The sequence below is a fragment of the Acinetobacter tandoii genome (assembly GCF_008867985.1).
Lineage (GTDB): Bacteria > Pseudomonadota > Gammaproteobacteria > Pseudomonadales > Moraxellaceae > Acinetobacter > Acinetobacter tandoii.
Map to the genome: position 1 here is coordinate 319894 of NZ_VXLD01000002.1, position 24960 is coordinate 344853.

The following is a 24960-nucleotide window of genomic DNA, read 5'->3' on the forward strand; positions in this document are numbered from 1 at the left end:
TTAATTAGTCAGATAAGACCATTTCCCTTTTCAATCTTTTAACTTGACTCTTATTACTTTCACTCATACTTTTTAATCAATTAAATATACCTATAGGGTTTTTGCCTTATCTTCAGCACAATGGCATGTTTTACAGCTCAATAATGAATTATCACAAGGCTGTGTATTGCATGAAACCATTCCAATTATCCTGTGTTTTTACATCGCTTCTACTTTGTAGCCCCATAAGTTTTGCCGATTGGATTAATACTGCTGTCGAAAAAAATGAAGCACAAACTATTCAGTTACGCCATCACATTCATCAGCATCCAGAACTAGGAAATATGGAGTTTCAGACTTCTAAACTAGTGCAGCAGCAACTTAAATCTTATGGCATAGAAGTGAAAACGGGATTTGCTAAAACAGGCGTGATTGGCATATTGAAAGGTGCAAAATCAGGTCCAACTATGGCATTACGCGCAGATATGGATGCCTTGCCTATAGAAGAAAAAACGCAGCTTGCTTTTGCCAGCAAAACGAAAGCCATGTATCAAGGTAAAGAAGTCCCTGTCATGCATGCCTGTGGACATGATGCACATACGGCGATGTTGCTGGGTGCTGCCAAAGTTTTAGCAGAAAATCGCGATAAACTGGCTGGTACAGTCATTTTTATTTTCCAACCAGCCGAAGAAGGTGGTGCTGACGTAGATAATTTCACGCAAGGCACTGAAATTGGCTCACGTAAAATGATTGCAGATGGTGCACTCAAGAATCCGAAACCAGAAGTAATTTTTGGCTTGCATGTTATGGCTGGAATGCCAAGTAATAACTTATTTTATAAAGAAGGTGTGATGCTTAACAGTGCGGATCACCTGCGCATTCAAGTCAATGGAAAACAAGTGCATGGTTCAATGCCTTGGGATGGTCGTGATCCGATTTATGCCGCTTCACAAATGATTAACAATTTACAAAGCCTGATTAGCCGCAGATCCAATCTAACACAAGGTATGGGCGTGATTAGTATTGGTAGTATTCAGGCTGGAACAACAGGCAATGTTATCCCTGAACAAGTCAATATGGTGGGTACCATCCGCTCTAACAATGAAGACATTCGCCAGAACCTATTAAAAAACATTCCAATCATGTTAGAACACAATGCTTTAGCCAATGATGTACAGGCAAAAATCGAAATTGCTGCCTATGCACCTGTCACGTCAAACAACCCAACCCTAACCAGACTGATGCAACCGACACTCAAACAGGTTGCAGGTGAAGATAAACTACATGTGCTGGCGCATAATGCGAGTGCAAGTGAAGACTTTTCATATTACGGTCAACTCATGCCTTCTCTTTTTGTTTTTTTAGGGGCAACGCCTCCATCCCAAAAAATGGATCAGGCTGCTCCGAATCATAATCCTTATTTTATCGTGGATGATGCCACCCTAAAAACAGGTGTAGAACTCCATATTCGTTTTATTCAGGACTATCCAAAGTTCGCCGCTCAAATCCAAAGCCAATGGAAGCAACCTAATGAGAAACTCTAAGATACGATAAGAAAAAGGTGATCACGCAGGATCACCTTTTTATCCCTATGGCAATCTAGACCCTCAAATCATTTCCGCAAAACCCTGTTCTCGAATGAAGAGTGAACTAAAGCTCCCTCACCTCTTCCACCAACATTAATTCACACGCCCCGTTGCCTGTATCTTCACGACTCAGTGAACTGCGCCACGTCCAGCCATCAGCCGATTTCACTTCGACCAAATGCCCTTTTAAATAAATCAGGTCATCCTGATCAACATCTGCCAATTGCTTTGCAATTGTAGAATTCGCAGGAATCAAATGTGTATTAGCACTATGCGTTTCAATTTCATGGTGCGGAATCGGTGGCTGATTTTCATAACGCCAGTAATACCAGCGATTACTTTGGCGTATCGAAAGCTGTTTATAAACAGATGGATCTGCCATCGCGCCCCATCCCAAGGCAAAATCGACAGGGCTAAGCTCTGCTTCACGTCCAGAATGGTAGGTTTCCCGTGATAAAACTCTAAATTGCCCCTCATAATTCGCTAAATTGGTCATGGTATAACCATTAAAGGTTTGCACAGTGTCACTAACTCGTTGATGATCTTTAGCATTTTCAATCGTAGGACTAGGCTTCCACCAGTAAATGAGCCCCGCAACAATCACAATCAACCAAATTAAATGGGCTCGACGGCTCATCTTTCCCCCCAAAAATGTAAATCGAAATATCCATTTTTATTATTTAAACTTAACCTCATCCATTTTCAGATTGAAATCTTGTGCCATTGGACGGTCATTTCAAACTGCTAAACTTCATGGCATTACCTAGCCCATGACTCAGACCCATTGTACCTGCAATTATTCTAAGCAGCTTTGGACAAGCACGGGCTTCGAAACACCATATTAAATCTAGACGTGGAACACTATCATGGCGAATAAATTCGAATTTCAAATTCGTGTATATATTGAAGACACTGACGCAGGCGGTATTGTCTATCATGCCAACCATATTCGCTTTATGGAACGTACCCGTACCGAATGGTTACGTGCCTCTGGTGTAGACCATTACTGGCACCAAAAAGACTACAACTTCGTGGTGCACAAAATTAATGTTAAATACATGCGTCCAATTCTCATGGATGACCTCATTACTGTTACAGCAAGTGTAGTTTCGTGTAAAGCTACGTCTTTTGTATTGCAACAAAATATTTATCGTGGTGAAATCTTGTTAGCTTCTGGCGAAGTCGAGTTAGCATGTATCAGTGCCGAAATGAAACCTCGTCGTTTGCCAGATGAAATTCGCGATCTAATTCGTAAAGAGTTAGAACAAATCTAAGAAAACTCGACTCCAGTGTAACTATGGCAAATCAATTAGACTCCACACTTCACGTTTCAGACCTCATTTTACAAGCAAGTCCTGTCGTACAACTGGTGATGCTTTTACTTTTATTTGCATCACTCTATAGTTGGTTTTTGATTGCCAAGTTACATCAGAGCTATAAAAAAGCCCAAGCAGATGATGAACATTTCCAAAAAATCTTCTGGTCGGGTGCCGAACTCAATACCCTTTACAACAATGCTCAACTCAACTCTAAACGTGTCGGGCTAGAAGACATTTTCTACCAAGGTTTGGGGGAATATCTCAAACTTAAAAAACGTCATGCAGCAACACAACAAACCATCGAAGGTACTGAACGTATTTTACGTGTTGGTTTAAGCCGTGATCAGGGTAATTTAGAACAAGGTCTAGGTGCTTTAGCCAGTATTGGTTCTGTCGCACCTTATGTCGGTTTGTTTGGAACTGTTTGGGGCATTATGAATGCCTTTATTGGTCTGGCAGATGTCGATCAAGTAACCTTAGCGACTGTTGCACCTGGTATTGCGGAAGCTTTGATTGCAACTGCGATTGGTTTATTTGCAGCGATTCCAGCCGTTCTAGCCTTCAACCATTTTACTGCTAAAGGCGAAGCTGTTTATTCAGACCGTGCTTTGTTTGCAGAAGAAATGGTGGCGCTATTACAACGTCAGTCGGTAGGTTCTGTTCAGGAAAATGACTGATGGCGATTCAACGTTCAGGACGCTTTGAGCGCATTAAAAAACCATTAAAGAGCGACATGAATGTCGTGCCTTATATTGACGTGATGTTGGTACTTTTGGTGATCTTTATGGTCACCGCCCCTATGATCACCAGCGGTATTAAAGTTGATTTACCGCAAGCTAATGGCACTCCGCTACAGTCTGAAGATGCTCCTTCTATCGTCTCTTTAAAAGCAGATGGCACCTACTTCTTAGAACAAAAAGGTCAAACGATGGGGCCGCTTGCGCTAACAGAACTCACCCAAATATTGGTCGAGTCTCAAGCGCAAGCTCAACAAAATAACAAAAAACTCAATGTGGTAATCAATGGGCATCAAACTCGTCCTTATGGAGAGGTGATGGCTTTAATGTCAAGCCTTCAAGATGCAGGCTTAACCCAAGTTGGTTTACTGACCGAACCTTTAAAGTAATATGAAGAATTTTAAAAAGCCACCTTTCAAACAAAACGCAATTGCACTGGGTTTTACCTTCGGTGTACATGTACTTGCGGTTGTTGGCTTGCTTTATTTAGGAATGAGTAAACCACCTAAACCACCCGAGCAAATCAAAACTATATTAATTAAACCGCAAGATTTACAACCTACTCCACTCGAAGAAACTGAATTTTCAGAAACTGCGCATGAAAATATTGCCCCTGAAATTACACAAACAGCAGAACCTAGCGTAGAACCTGCTCCTGTCATTCCTGTGGCACCTCCAAAAACCAATACAGCTGAGCAACAGACGGCTCGTTTAGCTCAGGAAAAAGCAAAAGCAGATGCTGATGCAAAAGCCAAAGCTCAGGCGGATGCTGCTATAAAAGCCAAAGCGCAAGCTGATGCTGCTGCGAAAGCCAAAGCGCAGGCAGATGCTGCCGCAAAAGCCAAAGCGCAGGCAGATGCTGCTGCAAAAGCCAAAGCGCAAGCAGATGCTGCTGCAAAAGCCAAAGCGCAGGCAGATGCTGCTGCAAAAGCCAAAGCGCAAGCAGATGCTGCTGCAAAAGCCAAAGCGCAGGCGGATGCTACTGCAAAAGCCAAAGCTCAAGCGGATGCCGCTGCAAAAGCAAAAGTGCAGGCAGATGCTGCCGCAAAAGCAAAAGCTCAGGCAGATGCTGCCGCAAAAGCAAAAGCTCAGGCAGATGCTGCCGCAAAAGCCAAAGCTCAGGCAGATGCCGCTGCAAAAGCAAAAGCGCAAGCAGATGCTGCCGCAAAAGCCAAAGCTCAAGCGGATGCCGCTGCAAAAGCAAAAGCACAGGCGGATGCCGCTGCAAAAGCAAAAGCACAGGCGGATGCCGCTGCAAAAGCAAAAGCTCAGGCGGATGCTACTGCAAAAGAACGCGCCGAAGCAGAAGCTAAAGCCTCTGCGGCTAAGAAAGCTGCCGAAGAAGCTGCCAATAAAAAAGCTGAAGCAAAACGTATTGCCTCTACAGCAAAACGAGATTTTGAAAACAAAGTTAAGCGTGCGTGGAATCCACCTGCAAGCGCATCAGGTCAGAAAGCCAGTGCCCGAGTCACCTTAAGTGAGAGTGGTGCAGTCTTATCAGTTGTCGTCAATGCAAGCGACCCAGATATGAAAGCAAGTGTCGAAGCCGCAGTTCGTGCAGCGGCACCTTATCCAATGCCTTCAGACCCTGATGCACGGCGTGAAGCGCGCACATTTACCTCATCTTTCACTGCTCAATAATCACAATCGCCATGCCAAAAGCATGGCGATTAAGTATTTTCACAGTGTTATAACAGTTTAGCCATAATGTAATGCTTTAAATCATGCAAATTCATGCCATTATGTTAGGCAATTTCACACAACCCACAAAGACTGACGTTTCAGAGTATGCAGCGAATGATGGAAAATACGCGTAAACATCTACTTGGTTTAGCAATCATGACGGCACTTATGCCGCTACTTGTTCAAACCAGTCATGCACAACTTCATTTAGAAATTGCCAAAGCACCAGAACAAGCCCCTAAAATTGCGATTATTCCATTCAGTAATGATCAAACCATTTATTCTATTGTTGAAAATGACTTGAATCGTTCAGGAAAATTTAGCAGTGCATCACAAAACTTACCTGCAACTGCAAGCATGGACAACCCCAATGCGGCAGCATGGCAAGCCGCAGGCGTACCCTATCTGGTTACAGGTAATGTAAAAGCAACTGCTACAGGAACCTTTGAGGTTCAATATCAACTGTATGATGTCGAGAAAAAACGATATCTACTCAATGAGTTATTGACCGTACCCACTTCACGCGTACGTCAAGCAGCACATATGATCAGCGATGCCATTTACCAAGCATTAACTGGCATTCAAGGGGATTTTAGCGGACGTATTGCCTATGTACTCCGTAATCCTGCAACACCTGAGCAGCGCTATACCTTACAAATTGCAGATACAGATGGTGAACAGCCTAAAACTATTCTCACCTCGCGTGATCCAATCTTGTCTCCTGCGTGGACACCCGATGCCCAAAAAATTGCTTATGTGTCGTTTGAAAGCAAACGTCCTGCGATTTATATACAAGATTTAGCCACAGGTCAACGTGAGAAACTGGCAAGCTTCCGTGGCTTAAATGGCGCACCAAGTTTCTCTCCAGATGGCAAATCAATGCTATTTACTGCATCTATGCATGGTAATCCAGAAATTTACCAAATGGATTTAAATACTCGCCAGTTACAACGCATGACCAATGACAGTGCAATTGATACCGAAGCGCGTTATGCACCTGATGGCAAGTCATTTATTTTTACCTCTGACCGCGGTGGATCACCACAAATTTACCGTTATAGCTTTGCCGATGGCAGTAGCAAGCGTATTACCTTCCGTGGTGCATTCAACGCACGAGGTACACTAAGTGCCGATGGTAAAAAAGTGGCATTGGTGCATCGTCCAAGTGGCAGCAGCTACAAAGTTGCAATTCAAGACATCAATACGGGGATCACCAATATTCTAACCCCAACCAGTCTGGATGAATCCCCAAGCTTCTCGCCAAATGGGCAAATGGTGGTGTATGCCACTCGCGAAGACAACCGTGGTTTGCTCTCAATTATGTCGGTCGATGGTCGTTTCCGTATGAATTTACCAAGTGAACAAGGTGAAGTTCGTGAACCTGCTTGGGCACCTAAATAATTTTTAAAAATCAATCTTTATGGAGATGAAGATGAACACTCTTAAATTGTTAGTTTTACCTGTTTTGGCTTCTGCCCTAATTATGACTGGATGTGCCAGCCGTAAACCTGCAGCCGAGATTCAAACAGGTCAAACACCAACTTCAGCAGGTACAACCGTCAGCACTGAAGGATTAAGTGAAGATGCTGCATTAAATGCACAAAATCTTGCAGGCGCATCTTCAAAAGGGGTTACGGCTGCAAACAAAGCTTTTCTAGCGAAACGTGTGGTGCATTTTGACTACGACAGCAGCGATCTTTCCAATGAAGACTATCAAACATTGCAAGCACATGCACAATTCCTCGTGGCAAATGCAAACTCTAAAGTGGCATTAACAGGTCACACGGATGAACGCGGTACTCGTGAATACAATATGGCACTAGGTGAGCGTCGTGCCAAAGCTGTAGAAAGCTTTTTAATCACGAATGGTGTAAACCCGACTCAATTAGAAGCAGTCAGCTATGGTAAAGAAATGCCAATCAATACAGGTCATGATGAAAATGCGTGGAAAGAAAACCGCCGTGTCGAATTGAACTACGAAGCTGTACCACCTTTATTAAAATAACAAGGTCTACAGACATAAAAAAGCGCTTTAAATTAAAGCGCTTTTTTATAATGTGTTAAGCAGGTTTCTGCTCATCTTCTTCATGCTCATGCTGCATGGATTCAATGAGGTCATGCTTATTGAAATTCTTGTATTCAGGCTTGGCTTCATATTCTTTCCAAGCTTCTTTCACCTTTTCAGGACTAATATCATCTAAACTAATGCCTTCATTTTGCGTTGGCATGGCATCAAACTTTTGTGTAGTCATTCTGCTGCTCCTCAATTCTTCTTCATCCTTCACATCAACATAGCATTATCCCTAAAAGTTGCAAGGGCAAAATCAAGCCAAATAATCGAGTTTAATTTTTCTTTTGTAGCATTCTCATCTAAAATAGCTGTCTAAATTTTTTTTGCTCAATTTGATTGTTTTCACTCGGAGTTTTCCTGCCATGGCATACCTCACCCTTTCCCAATTCTTAGAACAACAAACTGGGAATCTTACACCTGAACTTGCAAAAGTCATTGATACTATTGCAAATACGTGTAAAACGATTGACCAAGCTTTACAAAAAGGTGCACTTGCTGGGGTATTAGGCAGTGCGCAGCATGAAAATGTGCAAGGTGAAGAACAAAAAAAATTAGATGTGATTTCAAATGACTATTTAATTGATGCATTAAAAGTTCACCCACATGTCGGTGGTTTGGCGTCAGAAGAACTTGATGAATTCACACCTGCACAAGAAAATGGTGAATATTTGGTGTTATTTGACCCACTCGATGGTTCAAGCAACATCGACATCAACATGTGTGTTGGTACGATTTTCTCAATTCTTCCAGCTAAAAATGCCGTGACTCAATCAGCAGATTTCATGCAAGCAGGTGTCCATCAAGTTGCTGCGGGCTATGTACTTTATGGTCCATCGACCATGATGGCATTAACTGTAGGTGCAGGCGTAGTCTTCTTTACTTTCGACCCTGAATCTCAACAGTTCTTATTAACTACTGACAGCATTCAGGTGGCAGCAGACACCAAAGAATATGCAATCAATGCATCTAATCAACGTCACTGGGAACAACCTGTAAAACGTTATATTGATGAATTACTTGCAGGGAAAACTGGCCCGCGAGAAAAAGACTTTAACATGCGTTGGGTTGCATGTATGGTCGGTGATATTCATCGTATTCTTTGCCGTAGCGGCATCTTCATGTACCCATACGACCTTAAAGATCCGAAAAAAGCGGGTCGTTTACGTTTAATGTACGAAGCCAACCCAATGAGTATGTTGATGGAACAAGCAGGTGGCGCTTCTACAACTGGTCGCGTTCGTATTCTTGAGATTGAACCAACAGAGTTACACCAACGTGTACCTGTAATCATCGGTTCAAAAAATGAAGTTGACCTAGTAACTCAATACCACAATTAATTTAAAAAAACAGAAGTAGGTTTTGTGCCTACTTCTGTGGACTTTAGCAAACATGCCTATATTTTTTTTAGAATCGAAAGACAACCCAAAAATTAAACACTTACGTGGCTTAATTGAGCAAAACACCTATCGCAAAAAGCAAGGTCAAACCGTGCTTGAAGGTACACATTTGTGCTTGGCATGGTTGCAAGAGCAAAAAAAAATCAATGCCATTTTTACCACGGAACTCGCACTACAACACCCAGACCTAGAAGAAATCCAACGTCTTTATAATGGTTCAATTTTTATTTTAAGTGAATCTTTATACAAAGATTTAAGCACTTTAGGCACTACCCTTGCGTGTCTTGCTATTATCGATTTGCCATCGTCTTCTCAGGCATTGCAATACAATTTAGATACTTTGATTTTGGAAAATATCCAAGATCCAGGCAATGTCGGTACTTTACTCCGTTCTGCAGCTGCAGCAGGCGTTCAGCAAATTATTGCCACTAAAGGTACGGCTGCACTTTGGTCACCACGTGTACTCCGTGCAGGTATGGGGGCTCACTTCTCTTTAGATATTTATGAAAATGTCGAGCTGGAACAAGTTTTGCCACAGTTTAAAATTCCTGTTTATGTAACCAGTTCACATCGCTCAACCAGTCTATATGCTCAAGATTTAACGCGAGCGTGCGTCTGGATCATGGGCAATGAAGGTCAAGGGGCTTCAGACTATGCGCTTGCACATGCACAAGCTGTGGCAATTCCACAACCAGGTGGGCAAGAATCACTGAATGTTGCTATTGCAGGTTCTGTTTGCTTATTTGAAATGGTACGTCAACGTATCTAATACACTTTTTATTTTAAATTGTCCCGCCCAATTTCAAAAATAGATTACACTTGAAAAAATAATAACGGATATTGTCAACCAAACCATTATTTCCAACGTTATTAAGGATATGTATTGGAAATAATGGTGATAATCCAATGACAGGGTTTTCCATTTCTATGGATTTAGCGCCAAAGCAGTCTCAGCCTGAAAATTTAAGTGCTTTAAAAAGTACGGCTGAACAACGTCTGAAAAATTTTATGCAAGACGTGACTGGACGTGCACTCGTGATGATGGAAAATGCAACGCAAGGACAACAAGGCATCGCAATGGATTTAGTCCAAGAAGCCTTTATTTCTTTGCATAAATCCTATTCAGAGAAGTCGACTGAAGAATGGTATCCCCTGTTTTACACCATTTTAAATAACAAACTGCAAGATTGGCGCCGTAAAGAAGCTCGTCGCTCTCAACCTTTTTCCTTTTTCAAAAAGGTGAGTCTAGATGAAGATGATCTTGAAATTCAGGATGTTATTGATGAAGCAACCCCTAGTCCACTTGAGTTTCTGGATCAGGCTGTCACGATTGAAGAAATTCAAGCTGCGATTCGCCAACTACCAGTTCGTCAACAGCAAGCGTTTATGCTTCGGGCTTGGGAAGGTTTTGATACGCAAACAACTGCTCAAATTATGAACTGTAGTGAAGGCAGTGTAAAAACACATTATCATCGCGCGATTCAAGGTTTGCGATCTGCATTATCGCATTTGAATCCATATTCGGGAGGGTCATCTGAATGAAACAGGATGATTTCTTAAAACAAGTCACTTGTAAACTTGATGGTCTTGCGCAGCAACATAAGGCAAAACCTGTCGTGATGAATCATGTTCTGGATCATATCCAGCAACAAAAATCATCTCGCTTTGTCTATTTCAAAATGACTGGGTTTGCTCTTGCAGCAGCAATTGCAGGAATTGTGGTTTTACCGAATTCTTTCGATATGTCTGAAAAACCACAGAATCAAGTTGTAGTAACACCAAAACTTTCTCCACAAATGGTTGAAGATTTGGAAATGTTAATGGTTTTAGGTGAGGACAAGGTTCCACATGGCAGCTAGACGGTTAGCTTTTGCTTTTTGTGCACTCGGTTTCTTGCAAACAAGTTTTGCAGGTTTCGAACGTTTTTGGATTTTTTCTAAAGATGCCAATACTCAAGTGGCTGAGACGTGGGAAACGCTTTCTGAACAAGAACAGCGTGCATTGATTAAACGCTATCAATCTCTTAAAGAAATTCCTGATGAACAAAGCAATAGCTTACAACAACGTATGGACTGGTTTACGCAATTACCTGAACAAGAAAAACAGAAAATGCGCGAAACTTGGCAACAAATGAGTAGCCAAGAACGCAATGATTTGCGCGCGCGCATGCAAAAAGCGACACCCGAAGAACGTATTACTATACGTGAAGAGTATATGAATAAATACTTACACCATACCATTGAACAGCATTAAGAACGCTTTAACAGCAATAAATAACCATATATAAAAAGCCAATCTACAATAAGTAAGATTGGCTTTTTATATTCCACTCAACACTTAAATATTAACTTCATCACTACGCAATGAAGTTAATACCAACACTTTAACGCTTTTTTGTTTGACTATGATGGCGATACAAACCTAAACCCAATAAACCCAATAAACTCCACCATCCAATTGAACCGCCACCACCACCAGAGGTGACTGTATTCTTAGCTGTGTTATTTAAATAAATTTTTGCTCGATTTGAGGCCAAGCCTTCCGCATCAAATACGGTATATTCCATAATTTGATCGAATGGGCTGTAGTTATTTTTAACCTGCACCACCAAATTACTCGAATAACAAGTATCTCGCATGGCACTTCCAGGACATGGCCCATTTGGAACTGATGGGTCGACCATCATAGCACTGGGTAAACTATCCAATCGAATTGCCAATTCTTGACCCGCTTCATTACGATAAAAATCGGCTTTATTCAATCCAGCAATACTGCCTTTGGGACCATCATCATCAAAATCATTTTCAAGTGGATGCAAGGAAATTTTCTGGCTAGACCCATATTGCAAGCTGTAAGTATCCTCTTTTGCAATAGGAGCAATATTGGTAAAACTTGCGCTTAATAAACCAGAAGTGGTTTTAGTTGTATCCGCTTTCGAGGTAATACGATAAATACATAATGCACTTTCACCAATGGTAGAAATACTGTCATCCAGTCGATAAAACATGATTCGTTTAAGTTCTGGTACCCATTCACATTTTAACTTCGGATCTTGATCACCAATAAATTGGAAGTTACTGCCTTCACCAGAATAATGCCCCACACCTAAAACTTGGGTATTAATCGTATAATTTTCTGCATTCAATGCCTGAACCTGAGACTCGTTATTGACCCATTGTTCATCTGGCAATGCTAGCGCAAATGGATCAATATAAATTGCACGGTACTTGGCATACTTTTCAGTATTGCTCTTCAAATCCTTAAAAGCGCTCAATTCAGCTTGATATTGTGTTAAATACTTTGCATCCGTCGATTTATCATCAATTCGTTTTTGATATAAATCAATCGCTCGCTGATAGTCAGCGATCATCTGTGAATAAGATAAATTTTTTAAATTAATAATATCTGCTGCAGTTAAACGCATCAGCTCAACCGAACCAATATCACATGTATTTTTCATACTCGGATTGAGAATTAATGTGGCATCCGTAATGCGACTAAATCCGCGTTGATCAACATCACTGCATCCTACGGTACCCAGATTGACTAAATCATTTGCTGTCTGATTATTTCTAGGATAATACAGCGGTAGATATTCAGTATTGGCATTCGGTTCTGTATATGCAGTCAGTAATGTTGCCATCGAAATATTACTGACATCAATATTGGTGTTGGTCCCAGAAACATTACTTTCATAAGCCACCTTCGGCAGATTACATTGCCCTGTTACAGCGGCCAATTGCAAAGCATTATTGATTGCACTCATATTGAGCTTGGCATCGGTCACATTCCCGTTATTCAAAGCATAACGGCATGACTGCCCCGAGTTATAAGCCAACACATTAAACGAAATATTTTTACTACCTAATTGATCGTAAAGCAGTGTACTGGCCGCATTGTTCTCAACAATGGTATTACTGAGCAATGTCAGCGTGCTATTTTCACTTAAATTGGCCTGCGTGGCATTCGAAGAGACATTTTTAATGATTGCCCCTGTACTGCTATTCGCCTGATTTTTAGCAATCGTATTGGTTTGTAATAATATTGATGCTTCACCACAAAGATCCAACATACTCTGATTATTCGCTGCACCATTCGCCACAAGACTACTGTTTTGAATGGTAATGTTCGGCTTGGTGAATAACAAATTATTCAGGCACGTCATTGCTAGAACGCTACCCTGTCCTGCTTGGTTACCCTGTATTAAACCATGATCGATAGTCAAAGCGATGTTGCCATCAAGGTAAATTGCACCACCTTGTGCTGCACGTGAATTTACAATTGCAACATTAGACAAATTAATGTCTGCACCAGCATAAATAGCTCCACCCAATCCAGTACTTACCGCATTTGCCAAAGTTAAGTTTTTAAATGAAACCCCATATTTGGACAAAGAACTATTCAGAATCCGTGTTTGATTTTCTCCACTGATGGTTGTTTTAATCGCGGTCGTGGCAGGATAAGTATTGGTCAATACATGTTTCTTGGAATAATCAAGCGGTTCAGCACCATAAATCTCTATCACTGATTGCGGGACCAATTCACGCTTCAGTTTATAAGAGCCTTCTTTTAACTGAATCCGATCTTTTTGCCCTAAACGTGTATCACCTGCATTACATCCACCAAAAGCTTTATTATCGGCGGCAGTTTTTATGGCTTCGCGTAAAGAACATTGATTTAGATTCTCACCATCTTCATCATCAAACGTAGTGACATGAATAAATGTATCTTCTGCTGCCATCAATGACATTGCAGAAAGTACCATTAACGTCAGTAAACCTTTTTTATAATTTTTCACGGTCAATTCCCTTGCCTATTTCTTGTAACGACGTAATCCAATTAGTCCCAATAAACCGAATAAACTGAATACTCCTGCACTCCCGCCAGAAGTTTTCACTTTACTACTTTCCATTTGTCCAGCTGGTGCCTGAGAGACTTGCACTTTTATCTCTAAATAAGGGTTTTGAGAATCATTGAATCGTGTAGTTGTCGTAACTAAGCGAATCTTGAAAATATCAGCACCATGCCAGTTCCCATTCGGCTTGTACTGAATGTTTCCTTCCTCATCTATCGTTAAAGTCCCTTTAGGCTGAGTAATTGTTGGAACAACCTGTAAGCATCCATCTTGCCAAGCACCACCCGCTGGATTCATCCCCAATAAGGCTTCACATTGATCTTTCGGTAAAAGCTCTCCATCACCCAGTAAATCGGCAACCGACATTTTCGCAACTTCACCGTAATTGATATCATCCCCGATTAACGCGATTGTTGTTGGAAACACTAACTCAATAGCACCACGGTCACAAAGGACATTATTTGAATCACGTACTTGTCCACGCTGATCACTCGATTCACATTCGACCCGTGCAGTGTCAGAACCTGTAGATTGTTTACCCTTATTAACGATTAAAGAATCACTCAAGTTTTGATAAGACACCAATAAACGTGGCTTAAAGTAACCTAAAAAATCACTCGTTCCCTGATTAAATGGACAGACTAAACTTTGTCGGTCTAAATTTGCACTGCTACATTTTCCTTCAATTGTACTGCCTGCAACTAAAGCCGTTTGGGTCAAAATATCATTCGGATACTCTGCTAATCCTTGTCCACAAACCGCAGAAACTAAATTATTTTGTAAAATGCTTTGATCACCAGACTCAAATTTACAATCTTGCTGATTTGTAATCGGATACGGATTCCCCACCAAAATACTGTTTGCCAGAAAAGCTTTTCCCTGAGGAGCAACAAACTGGATACCTTGGGTATTCCCAATTATGGTCAGGTTATTTAAGCCAATGCCATCACGTAAATTCAGCAAGTAACCTTTATTCTGTAGAAAAGTACTGTTCTTAATAAAATTGGCGACATTTAATATAGAAGTCGGCAACTGATTGGTATTGAATAATAACGATGAATAAATGCCTGCCGATGTAGTATTTGCTGTCTCATTATTTCGAATAACACTGTTGAGAATTTTATATGCAGGACGTTGGGTAAATAAAATGGCACCTTCATTCGCATAGTTTTTCTCAAACAAACTATTCTGGATTACAACCAAACTATCCGTCGTATTTTCTATCGTTGAATTACCGACGTTATAAATTGCCCCACCTTGAGCAGCATATCCACCTGATAATGCTACATAACTTAATTGCAAATATTCATTGTTATAAATCAGTCCACCTTGTTGAGCACATTGAACCTGACCACAACCTTGTAGGCTGATTTCATACAGAGCTACACTCAGTAACTTCTCTTGTGAACCATCATCAATGCGTAAAATATTATCTTTCGCCTGCATTTGTAGCACGGCATTGTTTTTACCTAAAACAGGCGTCTCATTAAAATCAGCCTCATAATTGGTTTTAATGGTTAATTCACGCTGAATGTTTAAGTGTGAATTGAGTTTATAAACTTTCTGCTTCTCTAATAAAATGACAGGACTTGCATCTTCCCCACCACAGCCAAAATATCCTTCTTTAGGCATATCTTTATTGATATAGTTTACGGCCTCTCTTAATGAACATTCTTTATCATCCTTAACAACATCTTCAGTGGTGGTGACACTAATATTTGCACTATAAGCATGCCCCGCTAGACATAACATTCCCACACCAATGCTCTGCTTGAGCATACATCTCTCCTTAATTTTTTAATTATCTTGTTTTTCTAGATTGCATCTTCTAAACAATTTAATGCAATCTGATTGCAGTCCTTTTGCTGTACAGCCTAAAAGATGCCAATACAAATAAAATTGACTAAATTGCCAAATTCTTTGGGCATTAAGGCAACTACAGCACGATTGCACTGCATATTTTCTGAGCTAAGATAAGATTTGAATGGGTTTGGACATACTGAGGCTTCATGCTGATTTGCAGCATCATGTTCTCCTTAAGTTACATTTCTATTATTTTTCTATGCTCGCAAATCCCTGCGATGCGAATTTATCAGTACTTTCTCATAGCTATTTAAATTACTCAAGCGCTTTTATCTATTACTGATATTCATCAATTAAGGCATAAATCTGTCTTAAAGTGGCATGACTGAGTTTAGTCTTTTCGCCTTTAAGCAATTGAATTAACTGCTCTAAAGTTTGTAAAAGTATCGAAGCCTGCTGTGGGCCATGTAACAGAAGATAATCAATAATTTGCTGATCAATATGAATGCCACGTCGAGCCAGCACTGAACTGACTAAAATTTGTCGATCTGCATATAAACTGCCAGTCGGAACTTTGACACTGACCGCTTGGGTTAATCTGGACTGCAAATCTGGTAATTCTAATTTCAATTCAATTGGTGCAAAGCGAGAGGAAAAAACCAGTTGTCCGCCAACTTCATTATTATAATTGATCAGGTGAAATACTGCTTTTTGCCAATGCGGGACACCACAAATCGCTTCGATATCATCAAGTGCCACCAAATCATAGCGTTCTAAAGAAGTAATTGCTTCTGTAGGCGCATCCAGTAGCTCTAATAACGAAACTTTAATCGCCGATTTACCCACATCCAAATAAGAATCACAAATCGCAGAAAGTAAATGGCTTTTACCTGTACCCGCACCACCATAAACATAAAAGCGATTCATCAAACCTGCATGTAACTGGCGAATTGCATCAATCACATGCCCCCATCCCGGACCAGAAAAATCACTGATTCGGGCATCAAGTTGAGGTTCAATATCTAATTGCAGTTGACGCATATTTATGTTTAAGCCTTATACGCTTTATGGTTTAGGTTCGATGTTACTTGATTTTTCAGCTACTTGCTGATCTTTCGCAATTTGATCTTTAATTTCAATATCCACTTCCAGTTGTGACGTTTCTATACTAATAGAATCAGCTTCTGCATTGGAAGTGAAGATTGTTCGTGTACCGTACAACTGGCTCTTCTCATACCATTCTCGTGCATGTTTAAGCAGCACCACAATCACCGCAGCTACAGGCAAAGCAATTAACATCCCTAAAAATCCTGCCAATTGTGCACCTGCCAATACAGCAAAAACCACAGCGACGGGTGATAATCCAATTTTATCGCCTAACAAAAAAGGTTGAAGAATATAACCTTCTACAGCTTGACCAATCATAAAAACCACAACAACCAAAGCCAAATGCATCCAGTCCAATCCAAATTGGAAGAGTGATGCAATGACCGCAGCAATAATCCCGACCGCAAAACCTAAATAAGGAATAATACTGGCCAAGCCTGCAACCATACCAATAATCAGTCCGACTTCAAGGCCAATTAATTGCAAACCAACTGCATACACAATGCCGAGCAACAACATCACCAAAAATTGCCCTTTCACAAATGCACCGAGTACGCTATGGCATTCACCCACAATTTTTAAGGTCGATTGTTCGTAAGGACGTGGAATGAGGCGCCGCATACTATCGAGCATACGATCCCAATCTAACAAGAAATAAAAAGCAATAATTGGGATAAGAACTACTGTCCCACCGATTTGAATGAAGCTTAATCCAGACTGGGCAATTTTCAGTGCCATTGTCTGTAAACTGTCTGCACTATAATTGGTCTGGATATAATCCATCACTGCCGTAGACAGTTGATGCTTATCAATTTCCATCTGTACTAAATTAAAAGTACGCGACAACCAAGGTAAGAAGGTATCATTCAGCCAATGAATCCCTGCTGGAATACTGCTTTTGGCATACATTAGCTGCTGCCAAATTAAAGGCACCAAATAAGAAATCGCTAAGGTTAAGACTACACCAATTCCAATAAATACGATGCTAATCGCTAGCCAACGTGGCAATCCAATCTGATGGAACTTTTGAACTAATGGATTAAACAAATAAGCGACTAAAAAGGCGACAATAAAAGGCAATACAACAGGCTTTAATAAATAGAGTACCCACAAAATAAGTACAATACCTGTAAGAATAAAAATGCGCCGCAAGGTTCGGTCGACCATATAAACCCGCCTTTTTCGATTTAATCGTTATAAAAAGTAAAATATTTAATTAAAGATAGCATTTTAGAGCATAAATAACATAAGAGTTTCGTTTATTCAGGTTATAATCCCCGCGCAAATGCGGAGACTTCACTATGAGCAACTCAACTTCTACCCCAAACACTGGTTTAAGCTATAAAGATGCAGGTGTCGATATTGAAGCGGGCGACGCACTTGTCGATCGAATCAAATCTGTCGCTAAGCGTACAACTCGCCCTGAAGTGATGGGCGGATTAGGTGGCTTTGGCGCACTATGTAAAATTCCTAAAGGCTATGAAGAGCCTGTTCTAGTATCTGGCACAGATGGTGTGGGTACTAAATTACGTTTAGCATTGAACTTAAACCGTCATGACACAATTGGTCAAGACTTAGTTGCAATGTGCGTAAACGATCTTTTAGTGTGTGGGGCAGAACCATTATTCTTCCTTGACTACTATGCAACAGGTCATTTAAATGTTGATGTCGCTGCTGATGTCGTTACAGGTATTGGTAAAGGCTGTGAGCTTGCGGGCTGCGCATTGGTAGGCGGTGAAACTGCTGAAATGCCAGGCATGTATGAAGGCGAAGATTATGACCTTGCAGGTTTCTGTGTAGGCGTCGTTGAGCAAAGCAAAATCATTGATGGCTCTAAAGTTAAAGCGGGTGATATCTTAATTGGTGTTGCATCAAGCGGTGCACATTCAAATGGCTACTCTCTGCTTCGCAAAATTTTAGACGTGAAAAATGTCGATCTTACTCAAATTGTAGATGGTCGCCCACTTGCTGATACAGCAATGGAACCAACGCGTATTTATGTCAAACCAATTCTTGAACTTTGCAAACAAGTTGATGTTCATGCAATGGCACACATCACTGGTGGCGGTTTACCTGGTAATTTACCTCGTGTGTTACCAAATGGTGCTCAAGCAATTATTAATGAATCTTCTTGGGAATGGCCAGAATTGTTCAAACTTCTTCAAAAAGAAGGTGGTGTTGAACAATTCGAGATGTACCGTACTTTCAACTGTGGCGTAGGTATGGTTATTGCTGTTGATGCAAATGATGCAGATAAAACCATTGCGCTTTTAACTGAACAAGGTGAAAAAGCTTGGGCTATGGGTCACATCGTAGACAACGCAGAATCTGTTGAAGGTGCTGACGAGAAAGTCCGCGTAATCTTTGCATAATGAAAATTGCTGTCCTTGTTTCAGGAAGTGGCAGTAACTTACAAGCGCTGATAGATGCCCGTCTATCAGGGCAAATTGTAGGTGTAATTTGCAATAAGCCTGAAGCGTACGCGCTAAAACGTGCTCAACAAGCAGGCATCCAGACTGCTGTCATTGAGCACAAACAATATCCAACTCGAGAAACATTTGATGATGTAATGCATCAACAGTTATTAGATTGGAATGTTGATTTAGTGGTATTGGCAGGTTTCATGCGCATCTTAAGTGCTAAGTTTGTCCATGCATGGGAAGGGAAAATGCTCAATATTCACCCTTCTCTTTTGCCACACTATAAAGGTATGCATACCCACCAACGCGTGCTAAATACAGGTGATATGTATCATGGTTGTACCGTGCACTATGTCACCGCAGAGTTAGATGCAGGACAATCTTTGGCACAAGGTGTATTGAAAGTTGCACGTCATGATGATGTCGAACAACTTGCACAGCGCGTGCATGAACTCGAACACTTGATCTATCCTCAAGTTGTAGAATGGATCTGCACAGGTGCCTTGCAATATCACAACACCAATACCGTGATGTATCGCAATCAAGTTTTGAATGAACCCATTCAATTTTGTAAACTGTAAAGAATAATATTCGAATAAAAAATGCATCCTCGGATGCATTTTTTATTTTCTGTTATTGCTGAATCAACTGCTTAATCAATTCTACCGTCGCTTCAGGGCGTTCCAGAGGGAACATATGCCCGCCTGCAACCACACTAAATGGAATACCCACTTTTTTCTTGGCAACTTGCGGAAAACCGTGTTTTAGAAACTCACTTTGATCCCCGACCACCAAATGCATCGGAACTTTAGGTTTCGGCATAGGTAACCACCACCAAGATGGTGTATTACGAAATATTGCAACTTCAGCAGCTTTAGGAATGGTCAAGGTTACACCACCGCGCTCAGCATCTTCGGTTAAGGCATAATCTAAATAAGCCCGAAAGCACTCATCATCAAATTTTTGATATAGGCTTTTCGGTCGTAACATTTCACCTGCCTGTTCACGAGACTCCCAATGATCACGGCGGCGATTACTCAGACCTGCTGGCGTCATACGATCCACCAGTTTCGGTTGAAATAACTTCGCCGTGTGGAACAGTAAAGAGGCTTTACCCATAATCAGTGGTGGATCCAGCATAATCACTTGCTGAAATAATTCAGGTCGCTTATATGCTGTCATCATGGTCAAGACAGAACCTAAAGAGTGCCCCAATCCAATGACTGGACGCCCATGGGCCTGACGTACAATACTGTCGGTTAGCTGATCCACCAAGTGCGGCCAATGATTGGTCACAGGGTAACGCTGGTCAGTTCCGATGAGTGGAACATAGACAATATCGTAATCATCTCTAAGTAAATGAAAAAGCTTTTCATAAACTTTGGATGGCACACCATTGGCATGCGCAAAGTGGATCAGTGGTTTCATTGTAATTTTGTCGTTTGCTCAGCTTGAACTTGCTCTGAGAGTGAAGTTGCAAAACCTTGTCCGATTGAACTTCCCATACGCCCCAGAACAGAATCCAATGGATTATATTGAACGGTATAGTCCACTGTTTTATCGATTTTCAGTTCACGTTTCAAGCTATTTAGACTACCTGTACGGTCAGCAATCCCAAGTTTTACTGCTTGCTCACCTGTCCAAAATAGTCCAGAGAAAATGGCAGGGTCTTGCGATTTCAATTTGGCGCCACGACCTTTCTTAACCGCGTCAATGAAGTGATCATGTACATTATCTAATACGGCTTGTACATGTGCCTTCTGCGCAGCATCAACCGGTTGAGTCATTGATAAAATTGCTTTGTTTTCACCTGAAGTCATTGTGCGGTCTTCTACACCCAACTTTTGCATCAACCCATTCACACCATAATTCGGCATAATTACCCCAATAGAACCGACTAAACTCGATGGGTTGACAATAATTTCATCTGCCGCAGAAGCAATATAATAAGCACCTGATGCACCAGTATCACCAATAAGAGCATACAGTTTTTTATCTTTATGCTGTTGTTTGAGATATTGAATTTCTTGCCAAATTTCATCTGACTGGACTGGAGAGCCACCAGGTGAATTGATATTTAAGACAACAGCTTTACTATTGTTATTCTCGAATGCTTTCTTCAAAGATTTGATGGTGTCTTCACTATTCACACTTTGTTTATCTGCGGCAATTGTGCCAATAATATCAACTACTGCGATATGTGATCCTGTAGTCGAACTGACATCTGTAGGAGCAGTGCTACAGCTTTTACCCAAAATTACCAAGATGAAGAGAAGATAAGCAAAAGTCAGCAACTTAAAGAATATGCTCCAACGACGTGCGCGACGTTGCTCTTCCACGGAAGCCAATACGGCTTTCTCAAGAATTTGCCATTCTTTTCCTGACTGCTTTTCTAAATTTTGTTGTGTAATATGACTTTCGTTTTGTGGTTTAGGTGGCCAATCGGACATTTAATATGATCCAATAATGAATAAAATTACCCCCATTATATACATGCAAACGCAATAAACTATTTAAACCCTGTATTTTCGCCTATAATAATTACTGTTTTATATTTCTTATCCTCATATTTTTTAGGCAATGACTGACAAAACTTCAAAAACAATGACTGATCGCGTACTCCAATTTGTAAGTCGACAACCTATTCAAATTTCTCGCATGATTGCCCGTTCACTCGCGAGTTTAGTGAACGTATTAAAAATTTCTAAAACATCACAAACAATTCGTCTCAATCTTGAAATTGCTTTACCTGAACTGACTGACCAGCAACGTGAATTGATTACCCAACACGCCATTCGAAATGAACTCATATCCTATTTTGAATTCTTTAGTATTTGGGGCTCAGAAAATCAGAAAAACATCTCACGTATTCATTCAATTACTGGTGAACAGTATTTACACGATGCGCTGGCTGAGAAAAAAGGGGTGGTATTGATTGTTCCACATTTTGGCACTTGGGAAGTGATGAATGCTTGGGTCGCCCAATTTACTGAAATGACGATTCTATATAAACCTGTAAAAAATCCAGCAGCGGATAATTTCGTACGAAGTGCACGCAGCCGCGAACAAGCGAATCTGGTTCCGACCGATGAAACGGGTGTACGACAAATTTTTAAAGCATTAAAACAAGGTGGAACGACCGTTATTTTGCCCGACCACACTCCCAATGTTGGCGGAGAGTTGGTTCCTATGTTTGGTTTACCATTAGAGTCGAGTAATTTAAGTGCCAAGCTGATTCAAAAAACTAAAGCTAAAGCATTATTGCTATATGCAATTCGTAATGATGCGCATGGCTTTGACATGCATATAGAGCCAATCTCTGATGAAATTTATCATGGCAGTGCCAATGATGGTACAGAAGTTATTCATCATGAAATTGAAAAACTGATTCAACGTTTCCCAGAACATTATCATTGGAGCTATAAGCGTTTTAAAGCCAATCCAGCGTTACGCAATCTCTATAACTTACCTCATGAACAAGCCATATCATTGGTCATGAAAATTAGACAACAGCAGACTAGCGATTAAGCCAACGCTGCTGATCACGATAAAAATTTAATTGTATCGTTTGATCCTGTGCCTGTATAAATTGAATACTCCCCTTGTCAATTGTGCTGTAAAGCGGAATCTTAAGTTCATTTAAACGCTGTAGAGTCAGCTTACTTGGATGACCATAACGGTTATTAATTCCCGCAGAGGCAATCGCAATTTTGGGTTTTAATTGTTTTAAAAAATCATAAGCCGAACTGTTTTTACTACCATGATGCCCCAATACCAGAACATCCACTTTTAAATCTGGATAGTCCTTTAAAATCTGATATTCTGCTTCCCACCCCGCATCTCCCATAAGTAAAAAGTTGGCATACGGTTGGGCATTTTGCACTTGAACATAGAGCACACAAGAAAGCTCATTTTGATTATGAGTAACTTCAGTTAATTGCTGCTCTTTTGGTGATAATACCTGTATTTTGACACCCTTTAATTGCCATACCTGTCCTGAATGACAATAATTGAATTGAGACTCAGGCATTACGCGAACCTGCTCATTACTGTAAATTGTTTGAATAGGCAAAGTTGAACGTAAAGAAAAGTATGCGCCGCTATGATCTTGGTCTAAGTGAGTCAATACCAACTGATCTAAATTAGATATTCCCCTACTATTTAAAAAAGGACGAATGAGTTGCTGTCCTACACTAAATTTTTGTTCATCATAATGACCACCCATATCAATCATCATCTGCTGATTGTGGTTTTGTAAAAAAATAGCTTGCCCCTGCCCAACATCTAAAATTTGTAATTCAAACGCATGTTTTGATTCATCCAGTATAAAAATCGGTAAAAAGCAGACAACGCTCCAACTTTTTGGCACAATACCCCGAGGTAAAAACAGAATAATCAAACCCAAAATCAGCCCAAACATCACTGTCCAGCTCATGGCAATATTTTGTACCGTTGAACCGAATATCTGATCACCAGTATTTAAAATTGAAAGTAAAAAAGACACACCTAGATCATTCAATTTAAATAACAGAGTTCCTAATGGAGGAATAACCCACAAACACAGGGTCGCAATAATGCTTAATGGAACAACAAGCAGACTTAACCATGGTAATGCCAGCATATTACTGAATGGTGCAATCCAGACCACTTGTTGAAAGAAAACCAACATCAAGGGTAATAACGCTAAAAATATTTTCCATTGTGATTCAAATAAAATAGCAATGTATAACTTAAGTTGTGCATAACGCGTTAGCATCAACTGCTCAGGTTGCTGCTGTATGGTTTGATAAATTCGTAGCAACACTAAACAGGCGCAATAAGACAACCAAAAGGCAGCGGACAGAATACTAAAGGGATCTAAAAATAGTAGAATTGCAGCACTGAGGAGGAGTACTTGCAGGGCTTGTAATTTGAATCTCAATAAAATCAGCACAGCAACAATACAACTGGTTAACAGTGTCCTTAATGCAGGAATTTCAAACCCCACAAAAGCCGTATAGAGCAATACTCCCATACAAAATGGAATCACCAATAAATAAGGTTTGGGATAACGTAAATACCAACTGGGTGTAAAACGGATAATTAACCGATGAATCATCCAACACAACATTACGGCAAAGATCAAAACATGGGGACCAGAAATTGCCAATAGATGACTGAGTCCCATACGTTTAAATAATGCTTCAACTTCGGGGTTCAATAAACTTTGGTCACCTGTTAACAACGCCAAAAGTAAACCTGAGTGATGCAAGGATTGCTGTTGTAATGTATTTCGCAACTTTAATCTTTGTTGCTCAATGGCCAACTGTATTTCAGCAACTATACTGTTCTGCTGTCTTAAATAGGACATGAACCCCATAGCATAAAGTTGTTGTTCAGTCAGCTTTTCTGCTTTTTTTACTCGAAATGCAGCCATGATGTTTTGCTGCAAAAACCATTTTTCTTGATCAAATGCGCCTTCAATTGCATAACTATGGGCTGGTAACACCTCTCCATACAATCGGTAGTATTGACCCAATTCGAGCGAAGTGTCCGATGATGGATGGATATAAGCTAACCATTTTACAGGTTGCTTTTGATTATTCAGTACAACAATCTGTTGTTGAACATGATTGGATTGAAGTTGATTCAATGATTTTACATGCACAATCACTTCAGCAGGTTTCGCGGTCAATTCACGTAAAGAGAGACGTTGTGTTAAAGAACTGTCTGCGTATACGTAAGCCAAATTAAAACTCAGCAAACACAATAAACTTAGCCTTATTAATCGAATCGATGGCAAATTGAGTTGTGGGAATTTAAAGAGAACACATTGAAAAATCAAACATACTATTGCCAATAGAGCACAAGTTTGACCTGTCAGTGCCCAAACCTTTCCCATACCCGTGATACCTAAAATCCAAGCGACTAATATGTAATACATCATTATTTTTCATATTGTTTTTATGCGTGCCGCACATCATAAAGCCCACCAAGGTGGGCTTCAAGTACAAGATAAGAATT

At 40.5% G+C, this 24960-nt stretch carries 24 protein-coding genes; 15 read left to right on the forward strand and 9 right to left on the reverse strand.

Features of this window, described 5'->3' with window-relative positions:
* Positions 1–170 precede the first annotated feature (170 nt).
* The gene (locus tag F4W09_RS04545) at positions 171–1523 is read left to right on the forward strand and encodes an amidohydrolase (RefSeq protein ID WP_151504163.1); all 1353 of its coding nucleotides are present in this window, start codon (positions 171–173) and stop codon (positions 1521–1523) included.
* A 106-nt stretch (positions 1524–1629) separates the two neighbouring features.
* Here the strand turns inward: F4W09_RS04545 and F4W09_RS04550 are convergent, their stop codons facing one another.
* A complete protein-coding gene (locus F4W09_RS04550) occupies positions 1630–2202 on the reverse strand; it encodes a hypothetical protein (protein WP_151504164.1) in 573 nt (190 codons plus the stop codon).
* 229 nt (positions 2203–2431) lie between these two features.
* On the opposite strand from F4W09_RS04550, the gene ybgC reads away from it, so the two are divergent.
* The 6 genes from ybgC (at position 2432) to pal (ending at position 7309) form a co-directional block, all read left to right on the forward strand.
* Positions 2432–2839 (forward strand): tol-pal system-associated acyl-CoA thioesterase, encoded by a 408-nt coding sequence (gene ybgC, locus F4W09_RS04555; RefSeq protein WP_044739346.1) that lies wholly within the window; start codon positions 2432–2434, stop codon positions 2837–2839.
* A gap of 23 nt (positions 2840–2862) precedes the next feature.
* Entirely contained in the window at positions 2863–3561 is a 699-nt protein-coding gene (tolQ, locus tag F4W09_RS04560) for a protein TolQ (protein WP_016165954.1), read from the forward strand.
* On the forward strand, positions 3561–4010 hold the full coding sequence (gene tolR / locus F4W09_RS04565; RefSeq protein ID WP_151504165.1) for a protein TolR: 450 nt from the start codon (positions 3561–3563) through the stop codon (positions 4008–4010). Before tolQ ends, tolR begins: the two co-directional genes overlap by 1 nt.
* 1 nt (position 4011) lies before the next feature.
* Positions 4012–5262 (forward strand): cell envelope integrity protein TolA, encoded by a 1251-nt coding sequence (gene tolA, locus F4W09_RS04570; RefSeq protein ID WP_151504166.1) that lies wholly within the window; start codon positions 4012–4014, stop codon positions 5260–5262.
* Positions 5263–5421: 159 nt separating this feature from the next.
* Positions 5422–6705, forward strand: a complete 1284-nt coding sequence (gene tolB / locus F4W09_RS04575; RefSeq protein ID WP_171492395.1) for a Tol-Pal system beta propeller repeat protein TolB — start codon at positions 5422–5424, stop codon at positions 6703–6705.
* 31 nt (positions 6706–6736) lie between these two features.
* The gene (gene pal / locus F4W09_RS04580; protein WP_151504167.1) at positions 6737–7309 is read left to right on the forward strand and encodes a peptidoglycan-associated lipoprotein Pal; all 573 of its coding nucleotides are present in this window, start codon (positions 6737–6739) and stop codon (positions 7307–7309) included.
* 55 nt (positions 7310–7364) lie between these two features.
* Here pal and F4W09_RS04585 read toward each other — a convergent pair whose 3' ends face one another.
* Positions 7365–7556 (reverse strand): NF038105 family protein, encoded by a 192-nt coding sequence (locus F4W09_RS04585; RefSeq protein ID WP_016165948.1) that lies wholly within the window; start codon positions 7554–7556, stop codon positions 7365–7367.
* Between the two features lie 181 nt (positions 7557–7737).
* On the opposite strand from F4W09_RS04585, the gene F4W09_RS04590 reads away from it, so the two are divergent.
* From F4W09_RS04590 to F4W09_RS04610, 5 genes are all read left to right on the forward strand, one after another.
* A complete protein-coding gene (locus F4W09_RS04590) occupies positions 7738–8712 on the forward strand; it encodes a class 1 fructose-bisphosphatase (protein WP_016165947.1) in 975 nt (324 codons plus the stop codon).
* Positions 8713–8764: 52 nt separating this feature from the next.
* Complete coding sequence (locus F4W09_RS04595; protein WP_151504168.1) at positions 8765–9541, forward strand: TrmH family RNA methyltransferase; 777 nt, start codon at positions 8765–8767, stop codon at positions 9539–9541.
* A 158-nt stretch (positions 9542–9699) separates the two neighbouring features.
* On the forward strand, positions 9700–10314 hold the full coding sequence (locus tag F4W09_RS04600; RefSeq protein WP_026441292.1) for an RNA polymerase sigma factor: 615 nt from the start codon (positions 9700–9702) through the stop codon (positions 10312–10314).
* Complete coding sequence (locus F4W09_RS04605; protein WP_016165944.1) at positions 10311–10631, forward strand: hypothetical protein; 321 nt, start codon at positions 10311–10313, stop codon at positions 10629–10631. Before F4W09_RS04600 ends, F4W09_RS04605 begins: the two co-directional genes overlap by 4 nt.
* Complete coding sequence (locus tag F4W09_RS04610) at positions 10621–11025, forward strand: DUF3106 domain-containing protein (RefSeq protein ID WP_016165943.1); 405 nt, start codon at positions 10621–10623, stop codon at positions 11023–11025. The genes F4W09_RS04605 and F4W09_RS04610 overlap by 11 nt, the downstream gene beginning before the upstream one ends.
* A 130-nt stretch (positions 11026–11155) precedes the next feature.
* On the opposite strand, the gene F4W09_RS04615 is transcribed toward F4W09_RS04610, so the two are convergent.
* The 4 genes from F4W09_RS04615 to cxpE all read right to left on the reverse strand — a co-directional run bounded on the left by F4W09_RS04615 (position 11156) and on the right by cxpE (position 17704).
* Entirely contained in the window at positions 11156–13570 is a 2415-nt protein-coding gene (locus F4W09_RS04615; RefSeq protein WP_151504169.1) for a CSLREA domain-containing protein, read from the reverse strand.
* Between the two features lie 15 nt (positions 13571–13585).
* Positions 13586–15406 carry a rhombotarget A gene (gene rbtA, locus F4W09_RS04620; protein WP_151504170.1) on the reverse strand — a complete coding sequence of 607 codons (1821 nt, stop codon included), beginning with the start codon at positions 15404–15406 and terminating at the stop codon, positions 13586–13588.
* A gap of 360 nt (positions 15407–15766) precedes the next feature.
* Positions 15767–16471, reverse strand: coding sequence for a DnaA regulatory inactivator Hda (gene hda / locus F4W09_RS04625; protein WP_016165940.1), 705 nt, complete (start codon positions 16469–16471; stop codon positions 15767–15769).
* A 24-nt stretch (positions 16472–16495) separates the two neighbouring features.
* Entirely contained in the window at positions 16496–17704 is a 1209-nt protein-coding gene (cxpE, locus tag F4W09_RS04630) for a chloramphenicol efflux transporter CxpE (protein WP_151504171.1), read from the reverse strand.
* Positions 17705–17838: 134 nt separating this feature from the next.
* Here cxpE and purM point away from each other — a divergent pair, with 134 nt between their 5' ends.
* Both purM and purN read left to right on the forward strand, forming a co-directional pair.
* Entirely contained in the window at positions 17839–18909 is a 1071-nt protein-coding gene (purM, locus tag F4W09_RS04635; protein WP_016165938.1) for a phosphoribosylformylglycinamidine cyclo-ligase, read from the forward strand.
* A complete protein-coding gene (gene purN, locus F4W09_RS04640) occupies positions 18906–19538 on the forward strand; it encodes a phosphoribosylglycinamide formyltransferase (RefSeq protein WP_044740142.1) in 633 nt (210 codons plus the stop codon). The genes purM and purN overlap by 4 nt, the downstream gene beginning before the upstream one ends.
* Positions 19539–19590: 52 nt before the next feature.
* Here the strand turns inward: purN and F4W09_RS04645 are convergent, their stop codons facing one another.
* Both F4W09_RS04645 and sppA read right to left on the reverse strand, forming a co-directional pair.
* Positions 19591–20391, reverse strand: a complete 801-nt coding sequence (locus F4W09_RS04645) for an alpha/beta fold hydrolase (RefSeq protein ID WP_171492400.1) — start codon at positions 20389–20391, stop codon at positions 19591–19593.
* Positions 20382–21407 (reverse strand): signal peptide peptidase SppA, encoded by a 1026-nt coding sequence (gene sppA, locus F4W09_RS04650; protein WP_016165935.1) that lies wholly within the window; start codon positions 21405–21407, stop codon positions 20382–20384. Before sppA ends, F4W09_RS04645 begins: the two co-directional genes overlap by 10 nt.
* A 130-nt stretch (positions 21408–21537) precedes the next feature.
* Here sppA and F4W09_RS04655 point away from each other — a divergent pair, with 130 nt between their 5' ends.
* Positions 21538–22485 carry a lysophospholipid acyltransferase family protein gene (locus F4W09_RS04655; RefSeq protein WP_044740145.1) on the forward strand — a complete coding sequence of 316 codons (948 nt, stop codon included), beginning with the start codon at positions 21538–21540 and terminating at the stop codon, positions 22483–22485.
* Here F4W09_RS04655 and F4W09_RS04660 read toward each other — a convergent pair.
* A complete protein-coding gene (locus F4W09_RS04660; protein ID WP_151504173.1) occupies positions 22475–24883 on the reverse strand; it encodes a DNA internalization-related competence protein ComEC/Rec2 in 2409 nt (802 codons plus the stop codon). The genes F4W09_RS04655 and F4W09_RS04660 overlap by 11 nt on opposite strands.
* Positions 24884–24960: the final 77 nt, after the last annotated feature.

Bases quoted from the DNA above. Each gene is read 5' to 3' on its own strand.
- F4W09_RS04545 (WP_151504163.1), top strand. From the start codon at position 171: ATGAAACCATTCCAATTATCCTGTGTTTTTACATCGCTTCTACTTTGT.
- F4W09_RS04550 (WP_151504164.1), bottom strand. From the start codon at position 2,202: ATGAGCCGTCGAGCCCATTTAATTTGGTTGATTGTGATTGTTGCGGGG.
- ybgC (WP_044739346.1), top strand. From the start codon at position 2,432: ATGGCGAATAAATTCGAATTTCAAATTCGTGTATATATTGAAGACACT.
- tolQ (WP_016165954.1), top strand. From the start codon at position 2,863: ATGGCAAATCAATTAGACTCCACACTTCACGTTTCAGACCTCATTTTA.
- tolR (WP_151504165.1), top strand. From the start codon at position 3,561: ATGGCGATTCAACGTTCAGGACGCTTTGAGCGCATTAAAAAACCATTA.
- tolA (WP_151504166.1), top strand. From the start codon at position 4,012: ATGAAGAATTTTAAAAAGCCACCTTTCAAACAAAACGCAATTGCACTG.
- tolB (WP_171492395.1), top strand. From the start codon at position 5,422: ATGGAAAATACGCGTAAACATCTACTTGGTTTAGCAATCATGACGGCA.
- pal (WP_151504167.1), top strand. From the start codon at position 6,737: ATGAACACTCTTAAATTGTTAGTTTTACCTGTTTTGGCTTCTGCCCTA.
- F4W09_RS04585 (WP_016165948.1), bottom strand. From the start codon at position 7,556: ATGACTACACAAAAGTTTGATGCCATGCCAACGCAAAATGAAGGCATT.
- F4W09_RS04590 (WP_016165947.1), top strand. From the start codon at position 7,738: ATGGCATACCTCACCCTTTCCCAATTCTTAGAACAACAAACTGGGAAT.
- F4W09_RS04595 (WP_151504168.1), top strand. From the start codon at position 8,765: ATGCCTATATTTTTTTTAGAATCGAAAGACAACCCAAAAATTAAACAC.
- F4W09_RS04600 (WP_026441292.1), top strand. From the start codon at position 9,700: ATGGATTTAGCGCCAAAGCAGTCTCAGCCTGAAAATTTAAGTGCTTTA.
- F4W09_RS04605 (WP_016165944.1), top strand. From the start codon at position 10,311: ATGAAACAGGATGATTTCTTAAAACAAGTCACTTGTAAACTTGATGGT.
- F4W09_RS04610 (WP_016165943.1), top strand. From the start codon at position 10,621: ATGGCAGCTAGACGGTTAGCTTTTGCTTTTTGTGCACTCGGTTTCTTG.
- rbtA (WP_151504170.1), bottom strand. From the start codon at position 15,406: ATGCTCAAGCAGAGCATTGGTGTGGGAATGTTATGTCTAGCGGGGCAT.
- hda (WP_016165940.1), bottom strand. From the start codon at position 16,471: ATGCGTCAACTGCAATTAGATATTGAACCTCAACTTGATGCCCGAATC.
- cxpE (WP_151504171.1), bottom strand. From the start codon at position 17,704: ATGGTCGACCGAACCTTGCGGCGCATTTTTATTCTTACAGGTATTGTA.
- purM (WP_016165938.1), top strand. From the start codon at position 17,839: ATGAGCAACTCAACTTCTACCCCAAACACTGGTTTAAGCTATAAAGAT.
- sppA (WP_016165935.1), bottom strand. From the start codon at position 21,407: ATGTCCGATTGGCCACCTAAACCACAAAACGAAAGTCATATTACACAA.
- F4W09_RS04655 (WP_044740145.1), top strand. From the start codon at position 21,538: ATGACTGACAAAACTTCAAAAACAATGACTGATCGCGTACTCCAATTT.
- F4W09_RS04660 (WP_151504173.1), bottom strand. From the start codon at position 24,883: ATGATGTATTACATATTAGTCGCTTGGATTTTAGGTATCACGGGTATG.